We start from the raw sequence: 16198 nt of genomic DNA, 5'->3' as shown, positions 1-16198 counted from the left end.
CATGAATGCATTGATTATGGCAGCGGGTCTCGGATCACGCTTTAAAGAAATGACAAAAACAAAACATAAGGCGCTATTGCCCATTGCTGGCACGCCTAATTTAGAGCGGACGATTCGATTTTTAAATGAATCTGGCATCGACGAAATCCACATTTTAACAGGTTACTTAGCGGAAAGTTTTGCTTATCTGCCGCAAATGTTTCCAGGAGTTGTCCTCCATAACAATCCGGATTTTGCTAAATATAATAATATTTACACTTTTTACCAAGGACTGCCTTATTTTAATGATAGTTTCGTCATTGATGGAGATACCGTTTTTGCTAAAAATATTTTTCAAAAGCCGGCGCAAAGCACTTATTTTACTATGGTGCGTCAAGAAGATGGGGCAGAGTGGTGTCCAATTAGTGATGCGCAAGGTAAAGTAGTCGAGATGAAAATTACTGCTGAAAAATTACCAGCCATGACCGGGGTTACTTTTTGGTCAAAAGAAGATGCTGAGAAAATTAAAGCTGTCTTTTCTGATTACTTAAAAGAAAATCTTCTTTTAAATAGCAAAGGATATTGGGATGATATTCCAGTAGCAATGCTGACAGAGTTAAGCGTCACAACAACTCAACTGCCTCAAGATAGTATTTACGAAATGGATACGCAAGAAAATTATTATTTTATCGAAGAAAAGTTTCGACAAAATAAAAAATAAAAAAACAGGTTCAACCACCAAATGGGCGGTTGAACCTGTTTTTGATTTTTTAATTATAAATATGAACGGGTGTCCCAAATGGAATTTGATTGTAGAACCAAATGGCATCAGGAACGGGCATCCGAATGCAACCGTGGGAAGCTTTTTGTCCCATTTTACGACCTTCAGAAACAATATAATTTCCTCGGCCATCAATTACAGACGAATGGAAAAGATAAACGCCGTGTCCAAGGAAAGATCGATAGTAACGAGCGCCTCCTAATGAGCCACCAAAGATGGGTCCTTTTTCAGCTTGAATCGTAAAACGACCAGTAGGAGTATCCATGCCAGGTAACCCGGTGGAAACTACAATCGTGTAGATAAGCGCATTTCCTTCATAAATAAAGACTCTTTGCTGATTTAAAGAAACGCCAACGGATAAATTACGGCGACCAGCTAAATTCGGTTGAACACCACCACTTGGCGAGTTCCACACTTCATCAACAAAGTAACCGTTGTTGTCAAAATGATAAAAAATACCATTAATATGAAGATTACCAATCGTCATAGCTCCAGAACTTTGCAAATAATATCTTTTGCCGCCTAAAGTAATCCAACCCGTTTGCATGGCGCCACCGTTATTAAAATAATACCAAGTGCCACCAATTTTCAGCCAGCCGGTTTGCATTTGACCACTAGGATTTAAAAAGTACCAAGTGCCGTTAAGTAATTGCCAGCCGGTTAACATCGCGCCAGAGCTTCCACTGAGATAATACCAAGAACCACCACTAGAAACCCAACCAGTTGACATAGCACCGGTCACTTGACTCATGAAATACCAAGTGCCACCACTTTGTACCCAACCAGTTGACATGGCCCCGGACACTTCACTCATGAAATACCATTTGCCTCCATCAAGTTGCCAACCAGTGAGCATGATGCCGTTACTATCAAGTAAATACCATTGTTTGCCGACTTGCGTCCAGCCAGTCCGAAGATAACCACTTTGATCATAATAAGACCATTGACCATTTTCAAATAACCAACCAGTAAATAAAGAACCATCGTCATTTAGTAAAAAATGATGATTGCCAATCGTTAGTTTTCCAGTGACCATTTGATGATTTTGGTCAAAGTAAAACCAGGTACCATTTTGTAAAACCCAGCCAGTAGGTAAAGATGCCAAAGTCAAATGATCAACTAAGGATTGTAATTTTAAAACATAATTATCAAGCTCTTCTTGTGTCGTTACATAACTACCATCAAGCAATCCTTGATTTAAGTCGGCCAAAGAAAATTCTTGATAGACTTCTGTAATTAAAGCTTGTAAGGCTCCGTCTTGTTCATATTGGTCGGTCTGAGATAAAATTTGTTGAATTTCGGCATAAGTACTTTGAAAAGCCGATACATCTAGTTGAACAGTGGTAGAAATCACTTCATCTGCCGGTGCTGCTTCAACTAGTTCGCTGGTACTTTGGGTTGAACTAACTGTTTGATCATCGGCCGATGTGTTCACTTGAAAAATTTGTGTTGAAAAAAGTAAAACCCCTAACGTTAAAACTATTTTCTTTTTCATAATAATGCTCCTTTCTTATTTTAATTATACAAATTTTTGAATTTAAAAACAAATGTTAGTCTATTATTGGAAGACTTTATTTTAAGGAAAGGATAATACTTACAGATAATATTCTTCTAAAACCTATCAAATAGCACTAGACAACGCTATCATAATCGAGTATAATAACAGCGATTACATTTTTGATTTTATAACTTTGCTATTGACTTTTGATACTTGCTGGAATTACCAGTATGGGTTTGTTTTAATGTGCTGATTTTGTAAGTACCGATTGAGCATTATTTATAGAAAGAAATGATTTTGAAATCAGCGGTAATTTTCCATTTTTCTTATCTTAGAGAAGTGGAAAATGGTGCTGATTTTTTTCTGGAAATAAAAATTTGTAATTTCTACTGTACCATATCACGATTCTTTCGTTCATTTTTCCGGCAATATCAGTTATAATAGGAAAAGCGAAAATGAACGGAATGAGGGGGATTGGCGTGGGAGAAAAACCAACATCCAATGAGCCAAACGAAAAATCAATTAAAAATGATGAATTGAGTCTTAAAGAACAAGTCCTGCGCTCGATACGCGATGGGCAAGATAACCAAGAAGAGCAAGAAAATAAAAAGGCACCAGCTACTAAACGGCCGGCAACTTCAGACATACTTGGTAGTCGCGCGTCCCGTAAAAAAGTGGATGCTAATCGCTTTTCTCGTCGCATCGAAGAAAAAATGCAACAACAAGATGTTCGGCTTGGCCAACAAGATCAAGCATTAACCAAGACCTCGAATGATTCTTCGGAAATAGAAAATAGATCGGCAACCAATAAAACGCCAGCTAAATCTCGGGTGCGAATTACTCGAGGTGGAAAATCATCTGCCGAAGTTCCAGCTGGAGAAAATAATGCAAATGAAAATAATTTATTCACCCGGAAAAATCCTGAACAAATCGGCTTTGATCGAAAAAAAAATCAAGTTGGCGCTGAAAAGTTGGAAAAACAAGCCACAACTCATTTGTCTAAAGTAGAGGAAACTCTGGAGAGCCAAGCTGAGACTCAAACCAACGCTGCCGAAAATGCTGCCGAAAATTCTGTTACTGAAACAAATGTTACTGCAACAAACAACCCAAACGAATCTAACGACGAAAATACAGATTCAACGCGCTCATCCAGTCGTCTTTCTTCTAAAAAGAAAGAAACGGTGCAAGATTTATTGAAGGAGAATAACGAAATGCCAACTAGTGAACGCAAGAAAAAAGTTCGCCAAAAAGAAAATGTCTTTGTTCGGCGGATTGTGGCTATTTTGATTTTGGTTTTTGTCGTAGTTCTTTTAATTGGTGGTATTTCTTTTTGGAATTTTTGGCAGTCGGGGCAAAAACCGCTGGATACCGCAAATTCCACTACTGAATTAGTAGAAATTCCGCTAGGTTCTTCCAATAAACAAATCGGCGCCGTGCTTGAAGAAAATAAAATTATCAAATCTGCCGTTGTTTTCAACTATTATATGAAGCTACATAATCAAAGTGGTTTTCAAGCGGGTTTTTACGATTTGGCGCCGAATATGACGCTGGATCAAATTGCCAGTACTTTAAAAGCCGGCGATACGGTGCAGCAAACCTTGTTAATTCCAGAAGGCTACACGATTGATCAAATCGGGACTGCCATTGAGGAAAATACACCGTACACGAAGCAAGATTTTATGGAAGTTATTAATGACGAAGCATTTTTCCAAGCGCAATTAAAAAAATTCCCTGAGTTGTTACAGTCTGCCGCTGATGCTACTGATACGCGCTATCATTTGGAAGGATATTTATTCCCAGCGACTTATACCTTAACGCCGGGTGGAGAAATAGATGGCTTAGTTGCCCAAATGGTTCAAAAATCTGCTGATGTCTTGAGTAATTATTACGATGAAATTGCTACGCGCGGAATTACCGTCCAACAAATGTTAACTTTAGCTTCCCTAACCGAAAAAGAGGGCAGTAAAGATGAAGATCGGCGGAATATCGCTCAAGTCTTTTATAATCGTTTGGCAATTGATATGCCGTTGCAATCAGATATTTCCGTTTTATATGCTTTAGATGAACACAAAGAACTGTTAACTATTGAAGATACGCAAGTGGACTCACCGTATAATTTGTATGCCAACCGCGGTTACGGGCCGGGACCATTTAACAGTCCGTCTGAAGCGTCCATTCAAGCCGTTTTATATCCACAAGCCAATGATTATTATTATTTCGTCGCTGACATCACCACCGGGATCGTTTATTACGCCCGAACGCTAGACGAGCATAATCAATTAGTGGCTCAATACGTGAATAATTAAAAGATTTCCGCAAAAAGTTTTGGCGGTTCACTCCGTCAAAGCTTTTTTAATAAAAATTTTCGTTAAATGAGTTTTTGTTATTTACTTTTTGTCGAGAGTCTGCTATCTTACATTAGTATTAGTCAACATATTGAATTTGAAAATATATATCGAAAAAGGGGTTTTTGTCATGGTAGTAAAAGTCTATCCAATGACCGTAGAAGGTAAACAGAAATTAGAAGAAGAACTAGAATATTTAAAAACCGTGCGCCGCGGGGAAATTGTGGAGCGGATTAAAATCGCGCGGGGCTTTGGGGACCTTTCGGAAAATTCCGAGTATGAGTCAGCCAAAGATGAACAAGCCTTTGTTGAAGGGCGCGTTTCGACATTAGAAACGATGATTCGTTTTGCCGAAATTATTGATAATGGTCATGTGGCCCAAGATGAAGTTTCTATCGGGAAAAAAGTCAGCTTCCAAGAAATTGGCGAAAGTGATATTGAAGAATATACCATCGTTGGTTCCGCTGAAGCAGATCCTTTATCAGGAAAAATTTCTAACGAAAGTCCAATTGCTAAAGCGTTAATTGGCTGTCATATTGGCGATGAAGTATCGATTGCAACTCCTGGTGGCGAAATGAAAGTCAAAATTCTTGCCGTCGCTCAAGCTTAATAAAAAATTTCGTAGCCTGGGCTACGATTTTTTTCTTTTCCGGCAAATAAAAAATGGCTATCTACGACTTTAGACTGAGAAACATTTTAGACTTTAGCTTGGGGTGATCGGCTTGATTTTGCCATATACTTAGACTATGTTAAAAGGAGGGCTTCATTGTGAATAGCGCTTGGCGTTTTTTTATAGTAGTTGAAAGTTTATTAGCCTTGGCGATGCTTTGGCAAGTGGGACACAATACAGGATTGTTGATTTTACTTTTTGTCGGCATCTTTTTGATCTTTTTTGCCGCGCGCAACACCCATAACAAGCGTTCACGTAATTTTCTAGCCTTTCTTGGTCTAGTCTGTGGCGGTATCGCTTTGTTTAATGCGTGGGCATTTTGGGGAATGCTGATTTTTGGAATTGTTTTTGTCGGACTTAAAGGTGTAGAAATTTCTGGGGTGGATTTATTTAATAAAGCGCCTTGGAAAGAAAAATCCATGCAAAGAGTCGATTCTGTTACGCCCACACCAAAAGGCGGTCGGCGCTACAAGCGGCCATGGTTTACTAACGATCGCATCGGGATGAATGAAGTCTATGAATGGGACGATATTAATATTACCGCGCTATCTGGCGATACGATTATTGATTTAGGCAATACGTTGCTGCCGAAAAATGATTCGGTGATTATGGTCCGTAAAGGATTTGGCCGGACGCGGATTTTAGTGCCAGCGGGGATTGGTTTAATGGTGGAGCATTCGACTTTTGTGGGGAAAGTTATTTTTAATCAAGAAGAATATCCTATGAAAAATGAAGCGATAAAATTATTTTCTGAAGACTACGACCACAACGAACGTCGCTTAAAAATTGTTACTTCTAGTTTCTTTGGGGATCTTGAGGTGATTTTTGTATGACAGGAAGCAATCAGCGGAAAATGGTGGCCTTATATGGCGCCATTTCCACTTTTCTAATTTTAATTTTTACGATGTTTTTATATGTATCGGCGCAATCTGAGGAAAAATTTTTCGAACATATTTTAGGGGAACGGATTTTTGGCGTTCCTCTACTCTTGTATTTGCTGGGGATTTCATTGTTTGCAGCTATTATTTTATTTTTGATTATTACTTTTACCCAAAAAGGGCAAGCCCATCGCCTAGAAGAAAAAATTCATCTTTTAGCTACCGGGACATATGAAAATGCCTACCTCAGTCGGCCGATTACCCAAAATGATCCGGAACTTCAAAATATCGATCGGGATATTATGGCGATTGCCGCTAAATTGCAAAATTTATCGCAAGAATTACAAGTCGTCAATGCTCGGCCAGAAATGGTGGACGGCGTAACGAAAGAAGAAATTCTCACGCAAGAACGTCATCGTTTGGCTCGGGAGTTGCATGATTCAGTTTCCCAACAATTATTTGCCGCCATGATGATGTTATCTGCGCTGACGGAGCAATCGGAAAAACAAGAATTGCCAGATGGATTTAAAAAACAATTGGCGCTAGTGGCCTCGATTATTAATACTTCCCAATCAGAAATGCGGGCGCTGCTTTTACATTTGCGGCCGACTAATTTGGAAGGAAAAAGTTTGAAAAAAGGGATTGAGCAATTATTAAAAGAATTGCAAAATAAAATTCAAATTGGTTTAAAATGGGAAGCAGAGGACGTTAAGTTACCGCAAGGGGTGGAAGATCACCTGTTTCGGATTGTCCAAGAATTATTGTCCAACACGTTGCGCCACGCCAAAGCTAACACTTTAGAAGTCTATTTGCACGAAATTGGTAACAATGTCTTATTGCGCTTTGTCGATGACGGCGTCGGTTTTGATACGGAAGATTCTAAGGCGGGCAGTTACGGACTGACTAATATTAAAGAGCGGGTCGCTGGTCTTGGTGGCACGGTGAAAATAATTAGTTTTAAAGGGCAAGGGACGTCAGTAGAAATTAAAATTCCAAGGTCCAAGGAGGAAAAAAATGATTAAAGTGTTGTTAGTGGATGATCACGAAATGGTGCGGATGGGGGTTTCCGCTTATTTATCCGTTCAAGATGATATTGAAGTGATTGGTGAGGCAGAAAATGGCCAAATCGGTTACGAAAAAGCGCTAGATTTGCGCCCGGATGTGATTTTGATGGATTTAGTGATGGAAGTGATGGACGGCATCGCCTCCACCCAAGCGATTCTTAAAGATTGGCCGCAAGCGAAAATTTTAATTGTGACGAGTTTTATTGATGACGAAAAAGTCTATCCTGCCATTGAAGCTGGCGCTGCTGGTTATTTGTTAAAAACTTCTTCGGCTGCGGAAATTGCTAACGCGATTCGTGCCACTGTTCGCGGGGAACGGGTGTTGGAACCAGAAGTCACCGAAAAAATGATGGAACGGATGGCGCGCAAAAATGAACCTGTTTTACATGAAGACTTAACTAATCGTGAAAATGAAATTTTATTATTAATTGCCAAAGGATATAGCAATCAAGAAATTGCTGACGAACTTTTTATCACTTTAAAAACCGTTAAAACCCACGTCTCCAATATTTTAGCTAAACTAGAAGTGGAAGATCGCACGCAAGCGGCGATTTATGCGTTTCAACATCATTTAGCGGAGTAAAAAATTTTTGAATGGTACATTTACGCGTCCACAAGCGGTGGGCGTTTTTATTTTATGAAAATGCGTTACAAAATGACAATTGTTGCGTATAATGAATTCATTAATGATAAATAGGAAGGTTAGGGGAAGTAATGAAACAGAATTTTGCCATTATCGGCTTAGGTCGATTTGGAGGGAGCATTTGCCGGACGTTAGCCGCCGCTGGACAAGAAGTCTTGGCTGTTGATATGAATGAAGATCAGGTGAATGAATATATGAATGTGGCCACCCATGCCGTAGTAGCCAACGCCCAAGATGAAGGGGTGTTGCGGAGTTTGGGGATTCGTAATTTTGACACGGTGATTATTGCCATTGGTGAAGACATTCAAGCTAGCATTTTAGTTACTTTAATGGTTAAGGAAATGGGTGTGCCGCGGATTTTAGCTAAGGCGCAAAATGAAAATCATGCCCGGGTGCTAGAAAAAATCGGCGCCGATCGCGTTGTTCATCCAGAGCGGGATATGGGTGTTCGCATTGCCCATCATTTAATTTCTAAAAATATTATGGATTACTTGGAGCTATCTGATCAGTATTCGATTGCGGAAGTCAATGTTACTAATCCTAAATTTTTCAATCAAAGTTTGCTAGATTTGAATTTCCGTCAACGGTTTAGTCTGAATGTGATTGGCATTCGTCGGAAAAGTGATTTGATTGTCTCGCCTTTAGCCACAGAAATTGTTAAAGAAAATGATTCGCTATTAGTGATTGGCGAAACCAATGATGTAGAAGCGCTCGATGATCAAATGAGCAAATAAAATAAGACAAAAAAACCGACTCGTCAGGTGACGGGGCGGTTTTTGGTTTTAATTGGTTTTGTCTGGTTTTAATTTGGTGGATCGTTTCACTTAGCTTTTCGTTTTCATTTGTTGGTGGCAATTTTTACAAGTCACTTCTAAGGCGCCACGACCACGAGGGACACGGAGGGCTTGGTGACAATTTTTACAATGAAAATATTTGTACGTTTTGCGTTCTTTAAAGGCCCGAATGTAAAAATGAAAAAAACGATGGATGCCGGAGGTTTGTTTGAGAAATTTTTGGTTTTCATTGGCCCGGACGTAAATCTTTTTAGAATACAGTCGAAACCATGAAATTAATAAAAAAATAATGGCTAACGGTAAAAAAATCGGCCGCCACCAGAACAAACTTACCAACAAGAAAAAGAAGCCGGTGCGAGTAAGAAATTTATTTAAGGCATCGTTTTGACCGTACCGTCCTTTCATAAATTGAATGACTTTTGGTAGAAATTTGGTATAAAACTTCGAATTTGTATTACGCATAGAAACCTCCTTTTTTACATTATCTCACAGATGGAGATTTGCCGGTGAAGATTTTAAAAACTTAACTAGAATTTAAAAAAGCATTTGAAAGCATTTGGCCCGAAGATTTTTGACAACTATGCTAAAATAATGTTGATAAGGGGGGCGATGTGTTGAAAATTTCAGTCACACCAAAAGCGCAAGCTTGGTTTAAAAAAGAGGTCGGCTTAAAAAATGGTTCGGCGGTAGGATTTTTCGGGAAAGTTTACGGGAAAACCGCCATTCACGAAGGATTTTCCATGGGGATGAATGTGGGCGAGCCAGACGATGCTTTATATAGCGAAAATATTGATGACATCGATTATTACATCGAAAAAAATGATGAATGGTTTTTCCATGATCATGATTTAAACATTGATTACGATGAAAAAAAAGATGAACCCATTTACGAATTTATCGAACAAAAATAAGTTAAAAAAAGTTTGCTCCAGGCTAAAAACCTGAAGCAAACTTTTTTGTTTTTTAATAGCCTTTATCAAAGTCGATTTGATTTTTGGCAGCCTGACCATTTTCCAAAAAGCTTAAAAGATTTTTTTCAGCCAATTGATAAAATCGGGGGAACAAATCATCAGTCATGCCGGCAATATGAGGTGTAATTAAAATTTTTGAATGGGCCCATAATGGGGAAGTATCGGACAAAGGTTCCGGATCAAAGACATCTAAAGCGGCAAAGGACAATTGATTGTCGTTTAATGAGGCGACTAAATCCTCCATCACCACGGCATCTCCGCGGCCGACATTGACAAAACTTGCGCCTGTTTGCATTTCGGCAAATAAGTTGGCGTTAAAAATTTGCTGCGTTTCAGGAGTTGAAGGCAATAAGTTAATGATGATATCGTGGTCTTTCACGGCCTTGCTTAATTCGTTGATTGAAAAAGTTTTGTCAAAATTTTCAGCCGGATGTCCTGTCGTGTTAATGCCGTCAACGGTTGCCCCAAGCGCGATTAAAACACTCGCCAAATGCTGGCTAATCACGCCAGTGCCGGCGATGATAATTTTTTTGCCAAAAAAGTTACTCATGGAAGCAAATGGACGCCGCCAAATATGGTGATCTTGATCGTGAACAGCGGTTAAAATTTGGCGTTGATGGGCAAAAAGGACCGCTAAAACATGTTCAGTCACGGCGTTTTTTTGTAACCCGCGCCCGTTAGCAATTTTTACTTGGCGCTCTTCTAAGCGTTCCAGCGGCAAATAATCAATCCCTGTAGAGATGACTTGCACGAATTGAAGGGCAGAATTTTCGTCTGCTAAAAGTTCAGCCAGTAATTTTGGATCAGAGTCTAACATTGCTACAATCTGCCGTTTTTCTTGCTCAGTGACTTTTTTAACGACGCGATACGTTTCGTCAAATTTCTTAGTTAAACTATTTTGCAAACGAGCGAGTTCTTCATTAGAGTAACGTTGACCGACAAAAATAATTTTTTCCATTCTGAATCCTCCTTAAACATTTTAAACAAAGTACAGAATTAACTTCATTAACTTTTTTGATCAGTTCCCGGTTTTGGCAGCTGTGGGAATCCCCGCAAAATCTGGGAAAAGACAATTAACGTTAAGACCATCATGACAAACATTTCGTTGTAAGGTAGACCGATAAAACTTAAGACGGCCATCACCACGACTGACCAAGTGCTGGCAAATACCACCATTTTCATGGCGGCCATAAAGCGAATTCGCACGCCTTTCATTAATCCGTAGAGCAGTCCGGCGATGGTCAAAAAGATAATATTGATTAATAAATTTAATAAAACCGGGTAGAGCGCCACTAAAAATAATAAAACATACAACCACCAAGGCAGGCGCATTTGCAAGGTGTCGCTTAATTCTGCTTTGGAAAATCCTTCGAGGTTGGCCTCGTCGTAGTTAAAAGTAAAATGATTTCCCCCCAGCACCGAATTTAAAACTTCAGAGCTTGGCAGGCCGACAACTACTTGATCAGAAAAAAGCCCCACTGAAATTGTCGAAATCGACGCATCAGCATACACTTCTTTGGCCGTTCGTTGATCACCGGGATCAAAAGTAACAATTAAGTGATCGGTCATAAAAATACCACTTTGATTGTTAGCAGCCGTCAGTTGATGATTTTTAATTTCAAAATCCGGCAGTTGGTGGGTAATTGTTTGGGCGTCAGATTTAAAAGTGTCACTGGCTAGACCCATTTGCCAGACAATCGGCACGGTTAATATGCCGGCCAAAAATAAACTATAAACCATCACTTTCCAAAATGGCATAAAAACCACATTCATTAATTTTCTAAAATCGGTTAAGGCATAGCGTAATCCTTGCCAAAAAGTCATATTTCTCCGCCTCTCCAGTACGTATATCTTTATTGTAGCGAAGTTATTCAGGAAAAACAATCGAGGTTGCCTGAATGGCGTATTTTATATAGAAGAAAAATCATTGTACAAAAAGCACAAGCATTATTTTTTGCCGGAAATAGAATTCATGATATGTTTATCTTTAGTAAGAAAAAAAATTTTAAGGAGGAACCACCATGTCTTTTGAATTACCTGCATTGCCTTATGATTACTCAGCTTTAGAACCAACCATCGATACGGAAACCATGAAGCTTCACCATGACAAACATCACCAAGCGTATGTCACTAATTTGAATAAAGCTTTGGAAAATTATCCGGAACTTTCTGCCAAATCAATTGAAGAATTGATCGCTAATCTCAATGATTTGCCAGCTGAAGTGAAAACCGCAGTCCAAAATAACGGCGGGGGACATTACAACCACAGCTTATTCTGGGAAATGATGGCGCCAAATGCTGGTGGAAAACCAACTGGAGATGTAGCTGCAGCTATTGATGAAGCTTTCGGATCCTTTGACGATTTAAAAGCAGAAATGAAAAAAGCAGCAACAGGTCGCTTTGGATCTGGCTGGGCTTGGCTTGTTGTTGATGGTGACAAGTTGGCCGTGGTTTCGACTTTAAACCAAGACAATCCGTTAACGGACGGCAAAAAACCTATTTTAGGGATTGACGTTTGGGAACATGCCTACTACTTAAATTACAAAAATGTGCGACCTGATTACGTAGATGCGTTTTGGAATGTGGTCAACTGGGAAAAAGTCAACGAACTTTTTGCCGCCGCCAAATAGATGTACCGCGGGAGAACTCGGCTAACGCCGAGTTTTTTTGTTTTTTGAAAGAGGCCTTCGACAACCTATTTAACGGTATTTCAAGTGCAGTGGTTAGGAGAATAGATAAAATTTTTAAAAATCCAAAATCGGGATTTTCGAAAAATTTTCCTAATTCTCTACACCACTTAACGCACTTTCAATAACCTATTATCGGTATGTTAAGAGCAATATCTAGGGAAAAAGATAAAATTCTTTCAAAATTAAAAAGCAATTTTAAAAAATTTTCCTATTTTCCTACGATATTTGTCGCTCTTAACATAACCTATTTAACGGTGTCTTAGGAATAACGCTTAGGAAAATAGATAATTCTTCCGGCGAATGAAACATTCGTCCTCAGAATTCCTAATTTTCTACAGCGTTAATCATTCCTTCGACAACCTATTGTAAGAAAACCTTTTCTATCGTATAATGTTACTGGGAGAAAAACCCAGTAAACAATTGGAGGCAATAACAAATGGAACATGGTACAGTAAAATGGTTTAACAACGAAAAAGGTTTTGGTTTTATTACGGTTGACGGTGGCGACGATATCTTCGTACATTTCTCCGCAATCCAAGGCGACGGCTTCAAATCTCTAGAAGAAGGACAAGCAGTGAACTTCAATATCGTTGAAGGCGCTCGTGGACCTCAAGCAGCTGACGTTACAAGAGCTTAAAAACTTTTTAACCTTGCGAGATTCTCGCGGGGTTTTTTTGTGTATTTTTTTCATTGCAATTGTTTAGTAATCTTTGTAACATAAATTTAATATTTTATGTTTCTATAAAAAAAACCTTAAAAATAGAATGAAAGGCTTTTCTTTTTTTATTTTGACCATATTTTACGAAAAATATTTTGTAAGTTGACTTTTTTTGAAGGAATGTCTATACCAAGCTTGTTTTTTTATGATTTTTTCATTTTTTTCCGAAACCTTTGTGCTATAATTTAGCTAATCGCCTGAAATTTATTAAAAGAAAAGATAAAAAATTCATGAAATTATACGAGGTGTAAGCATGGCAGACAATCAATCCCCATTAGATAATCAAAAAAACGATCAGACAGAACCTTCTAAAGAAAATAATTCCCAAGCACCACTGCAAAGAGTGCGGGTTAAAAAGAAAAAGAAAAAAAGTGTCGGTAAACGAGTTTTACTTATTATTTTAGGCATTTTAGCCGTTATTATTATTGCCGGAGCGGCGGTATTTGCTAAGATGTATTTTGATGTGAAAGGCGCAGTCAATGAGGTTCACGAAACTGTCGAGCGCATTGAGCCCACGAAACGGCCAACTGAAGAAACAGTGACTATGGAACAGCAAGATCCATTTTCTGTTTTGCTTTTAGGAATTGATACTGGCGAATTAGGACGGACGGAACAAGGGCGTTCCGATACGATTATGGTGGCTACGATTAATCCCAATACGAAAAAAACAACCTTGACCTCGATTCCGCGTGATATTTACACGGAAATCGTCGGTTACGGCACAAGCGATAAATTAAACCACGCCTACGCATTTGGCGGTGCGGCGATGTCGATTGCGTCTGTTGAAAATTTACTAGATGTGCCCCTTGATCATTATGTGCAAATTAATATGAAGGGTTTGGAAGATTTAGTGGATGCTATTGGTGGTATCGAGGTGCAAAATCCGCTAGACTTTACGATTACTGGCGTGACATTTACAAAAGGCCCCGTTTATCTTTCTGGTGAAACGGCGCTTGCTTACATTCGGATGCGTTATGACGATCCTAATGGGGACTTCGGTCGGCAAGGTCGGCAACGTGATGTGATTGAAGCAATTGTCAAAAAGACTTTATCTTTAAATAATGTCACCCAATATCAAACAATTCTTTCGGCGATTTCTAACAATATGAAAACCGATTTGACTTGGGATCAAATGAAAGATGTCGCACTAAACTATCGCGATGCTTTTGGAACAATTACCTCTGAACAAATGACCGCCCCTGGTGGCCTGTCAGATGGCTCAATTGGTGAAACGGGAATTTATTATCAACAACCAACGACTGAAGAAATTACGCGAATTCACAATTTAATTTCAACCGAGTTAACGCAAGTTCAGTAAAGTTGATTTACTGAGAACATATGAATAGAAGAAAAAATTATATTTTTTGGAGGAAGTAATGGAAGAAACGATTAGTTTGGGAGAAATTTTTGGCATTTTGAAAAAAAGATTAGGTTTAATTTTAATTATGACGGTGGTGGGGACGCTGTTAGCAGGATTCCTGACTTTTTTCATCATTACTCCTAAATACAGTTCCGAGGCACAATTGATTGTCACTTTGCCCCAAAGCGAGCAGACCAGTGTCAATGATGTCAATGCTAACTTAATGATGCTCAACACGTATAAAGATTTAATTAAAGGCAACGCCGTATTATCCGAAGTACAAACGCGTGCTGAGGCAGAAAATAATTTTAAAGGATCAGTTGGGACTTTAAATGGCATGATTAATGTTACGCAATCACAAAATTCACAAATGTTTTCGATAGTGGCCACATCTGACAATGCGTACGAAGCAGAAGCAATCGCCAATATCACAGCAGCTGTTTTCCAAGAAAAAGTCATCGAGATTTTGAAAGTCGATAAAGTATCAGTAATTTCTGATGCCGAAGCTAACTTGACGCCCGTTTCCCCAAATAAAAAATTAAATATCGCCATTGGTTTAGTCTTAGGCTTAATGATTGGTGTCGGGATTGCTTTTCTAATAGAATTACTAGACAAAACGGTCAAAGACAATCGCTTTATTCAAGACGAGTTGGGCTTAGTGATTTTGGGAAGTGTGCAAGAGATGACGGCTAAAGAACTCAGCGTCAAATTGAAAAAAGTTGCTCCAAGACCAAGCAATGGAAACAGTACGCCACGGCCAACAGAAAATGGCGACAAAGAAATTTCCCGGCGCTCACGGACACGGGTTTAGGAGGATACGATGGCTAAAAAAATTAAAGATACTCATAATGGCGTTAACTTAATTACCTTAATCGATCAAAGTTCAACAATCACTGAACAATACCGGACGATTCGAACGAATATTCAATTTGCCATGGTGGACCAAAAATTAAAATCAATCGTCATCACTTCATCCGGTCCTTCAGAAGGCAAATCAACGACTTCAGCAAATTTGGCTGTTGTTTTTGCTACTAGCGGTTTAAAAGTGTTACTAGTCGATGCCGACTTAAGAAAACCAACCGTTCATAAAACTTTCGGTTTAACCAATGGCCGCGGGTTATCCAGTTTATTAAGTAATCGCGGATTGGACATTAATGAAGTTTGTCAAACCACTGTTACCGAAAATTTAAAAGTCTTAACTTCTGGACCTAAGCCACCAAATCCAGCTGAACTTTTAGGCAGCCAACGCATGACCGATTTAATCGCAGCGGTTGAAAATCAATTTGACTTAGTGATTTTTGATATGCCACCCGTTGTCGCGGTCACCGACGCCCAAGTAATGGCCGTTAAAACAGATGGCACAATCCTAGCCGTTCGCCAAAAAGTAACTAACAAAAGCGCTTTAGCTAACGCTAAAAAATTACTAGATATCGTCAACGCCAACGTCCTAGGAGTCGTCTTCAACGGAGTAGAACGCGGAACCAACGGCGCCTATTACGAATACGAGTATAAATAAAGGTGCTTTTTGTGCTGGTTAGTGACATAGAAAATTAGGCGAATGGTGAATGTCGGCAAAGCCGACAGCAAGTATTCGGTCTATTTTCCAAGCACTAGCACAAAAAGCCCGTTCAACCCAGGTGCTTTTTCTGTCGGGAGGGGCGTAGCAAAATAGGAAAATCGAAAACGAATGGAACATTCGTCAGAGATTTTATCTTTTTGCCTAGCCGCTGACAGAAAAAGCCCGCCCATCACCACCACAAAAACGTTGAGCACTCCTCAACGCTACATAGTCTTACAACCAACCAAA

Annotated in this window: 17 protein-coding genes; 13 read left to right on the top strand and 4 right to left on the bottom strand. The window is 39.2% G+C overall.

Features of this window, described 5'->3' with window-relative positions:
- The first annotated feature begins 1 nt into the window (after position 1).
- Positions 2-700, top strand: coding sequence for an NTP transferase domain-containing protein (locus tag BQ5341_RS09625; protein ID WP_071131769.1), 699 nt, complete (start codon positions 2-4; stop codon positions 698-700).
- A gap of 49 nt (positions 701-749) precedes the next feature.
- On the opposite strand, the gene BQ5341_RS09620 is transcribed toward BQ5341_RS09625, so the two are convergent.
- On the bottom strand, positions 750-2255 hold the full coding sequence (locus BQ5341_RS09620; RefSeq protein WP_071131768.1) for a L,D-transpeptidase family protein: 1506 nt from the start codon (positions 2253-2255) through the stop codon (positions 750-752).
- A 1214-nt stretch (positions 2256-3469) separates the two neighbouring features.
- On the opposite strand from BQ5341_RS09620, the gene mltG reads away from it, so the two are divergent.
- The 6 genes from mltG to BQ5341_RS09590 all read left to right on the top strand — a co-directional run bounded on the left by mltG (position 3470) and on the right by BQ5341_RS09590 (position 8592).
- Entirely contained in the window at positions 3470-4564 is a 1095-nt protein-coding gene (gene mltG / locus BQ5341_RS10775) for an endolytic transglycosylase MltG (protein ID WP_071131941.1), read from the top strand.
- Between the two features lie 169 nt (positions 4565-4733).
- Complete coding sequence (gene greA, locus BQ5341_RS09610) at positions 4734-5213, top strand: transcription elongation factor GreA (protein ID WP_071131767.1); 480 nt, start codon at positions 4734-4736, stop codon at positions 5211-5213.
- Positions 5214-5371: 158 nt separating this feature from the next.
- A complete protein-coding gene (gene liaF, locus BQ5341_RS09605) occupies positions 5372-6106 on the top strand; it encodes a cell wall-active antibiotics response protein LiaF (protein WP_071131766.1) in 735 nt (244 codons plus the stop codon).
- On the top strand, positions 6103-7173 hold the full coding sequence (locus BQ5341_RS09600) for a sensor histidine kinase (RefSeq protein ID WP_071131765.1): 1071 nt from the start codon (positions 6103-6105) through the stop codon (positions 7171-7173). Before liaF ends, BQ5341_RS09600 begins: the two co-directional genes overlap by 4 nt.
- Positions 7166-7798: a response regulator transcription factor gene (locus BQ5341_RS09595; RefSeq protein ID WP_071131764.1), complete on the top strand. Its 633-nt coding sequence runs from the start codon at positions 7166-7168 to the stop codon at positions 7796-7798. The genes BQ5341_RS09600 and BQ5341_RS09595 overlap by 8 nt, the downstream gene beginning before the upstream one ends.
- A gap of 131 nt (positions 7799-7929) precedes the next feature.
- Positions 7930-8592: a potassium channel family protein gene (locus BQ5341_RS09590; protein WP_071131763.1), complete on the top strand. Its 663-nt coding sequence runs from the start codon at positions 7930-7932 to the stop codon at positions 8590-8592.
- A 90-nt stretch (positions 8593-8682) separates the two neighbouring features.
- On the opposite strand, the gene BQ5341_RS09585 is transcribed toward BQ5341_RS09590, so the two are convergent.
- Positions 8683-9114 carry a hypothetical protein gene (locus tag BQ5341_RS09585; RefSeq protein WP_071131762.1) on the bottom strand — a complete coding sequence of 144 codons (432 nt, stop codon included), beginning with the start codon at positions 9112-9114 and terminating at the stop codon, positions 8683-8685.
- A gap of 152 nt (positions 9115-9266) precedes the next feature.
- Between BQ5341_RS09585 and BQ5341_RS09580 the strand changes: the two genes are divergently transcribed.
- Positions 9267-9563, top strand: coding sequence for a HesB/YadR/YfhF family protein (locus tag BQ5341_RS09580; RefSeq protein ID WP_071131761.1), 297 nt, complete (start codon positions 9267-9269; stop codon positions 9561-9563).
- A gap of 52 nt (positions 9564-9615) precedes the next feature.
- Here the strand turns inward: BQ5341_RS09580 and BQ5341_RS09575 are convergent, their stop codons facing one another.
- Together BQ5341_RS09575 and BQ5341_RS09570 are read right to left on the bottom strand one after the other, a co-directional pair.
- A complete protein-coding gene (locus BQ5341_RS09575; RefSeq protein WP_071131760.1) occupies positions 9616-10581 on the bottom strand; it encodes an NAD(P)-dependent oxidoreductase in 966 nt (321 codons plus the stop codon).
- A gap of 47 nt (positions 10582-10628) precedes the next feature.
- Positions 10629-11447: a DUF1189 domain-containing protein gene (locus BQ5341_RS09570; protein WP_071131759.1), complete on the bottom strand. Its 819-nt coding sequence runs from the start codon at positions 11445-11447 to the stop codon at positions 10629-10631.
- 197 nt (positions 11448-11644) lie between these two features.
- On the opposite strand from BQ5341_RS09570, the gene BQ5341_RS09565 reads away from it, so the two are divergent.
- From BQ5341_RS09565 to BQ5341_RS09545, 5 genes are all read left to right on the top strand, one after another.
- Positions 11645-12253, top strand: coding sequence for a superoxide dismutase (locus BQ5341_RS09565; protein WP_071131758.1), 609 nt, complete (start codon positions 11645-11647; stop codon positions 12251-12253).
- 496 nt (positions 12254-12749) lie between these two features.
- Complete coding sequence (locus tag BQ5341_RS09560) at positions 12750-12950, top strand: cold-shock protein (protein WP_071131757.1); 201 nt, start codon at positions 12750-12752, stop codon at positions 12948-12950.
- Positions 12951-13284: 334 nt separating this feature from the next.
- Positions 13285-14349: an LCP family glycopolymer transferase gene (locus BQ5341_RS09555; protein WP_083378667.1), complete on the top strand. Its 1065-nt coding sequence runs from the start codon at positions 13285-13287 to the stop codon at positions 14347-14349.
- Positions 14350-14407: 58 nt separating this feature from the next.
- Positions 14408-15202 carry a YveK family protein gene (locus BQ5341_RS09550; RefSeq protein WP_071131756.1) on the top strand — a complete coding sequence of 265 codons (795 nt, stop codon included), beginning with the start codon at positions 14408-14410 and terminating at the stop codon, positions 15200-15202.
- 9 nt (positions 15203-15211) lie between these two features.
- Positions 15212-15907 (top strand): CpsD/CapB family tyrosine-protein kinase, encoded by a 696-nt coding sequence (locus BQ5341_RS09545; protein WP_071131755.1) that lies wholly within the window; start codon positions 15212-15214, stop codon positions 15905-15907.
- Positions 15908-16198: the final 291 nt, after the last annotated feature.

It is taken from the genome of Enterococcus timonensis (genome assembly GCF_900104595.1).
Lineage (GTDB): Bacteria > Bacillota > Bacilli > Lactobacillales > Enterococcaceae > Enterococcus_J > Enterococcus_J timonensis.
Note: the sequence above shows the minus strand (reverse complement) of the source record. Positions and strands in the feature narration are given on the sequence as shown.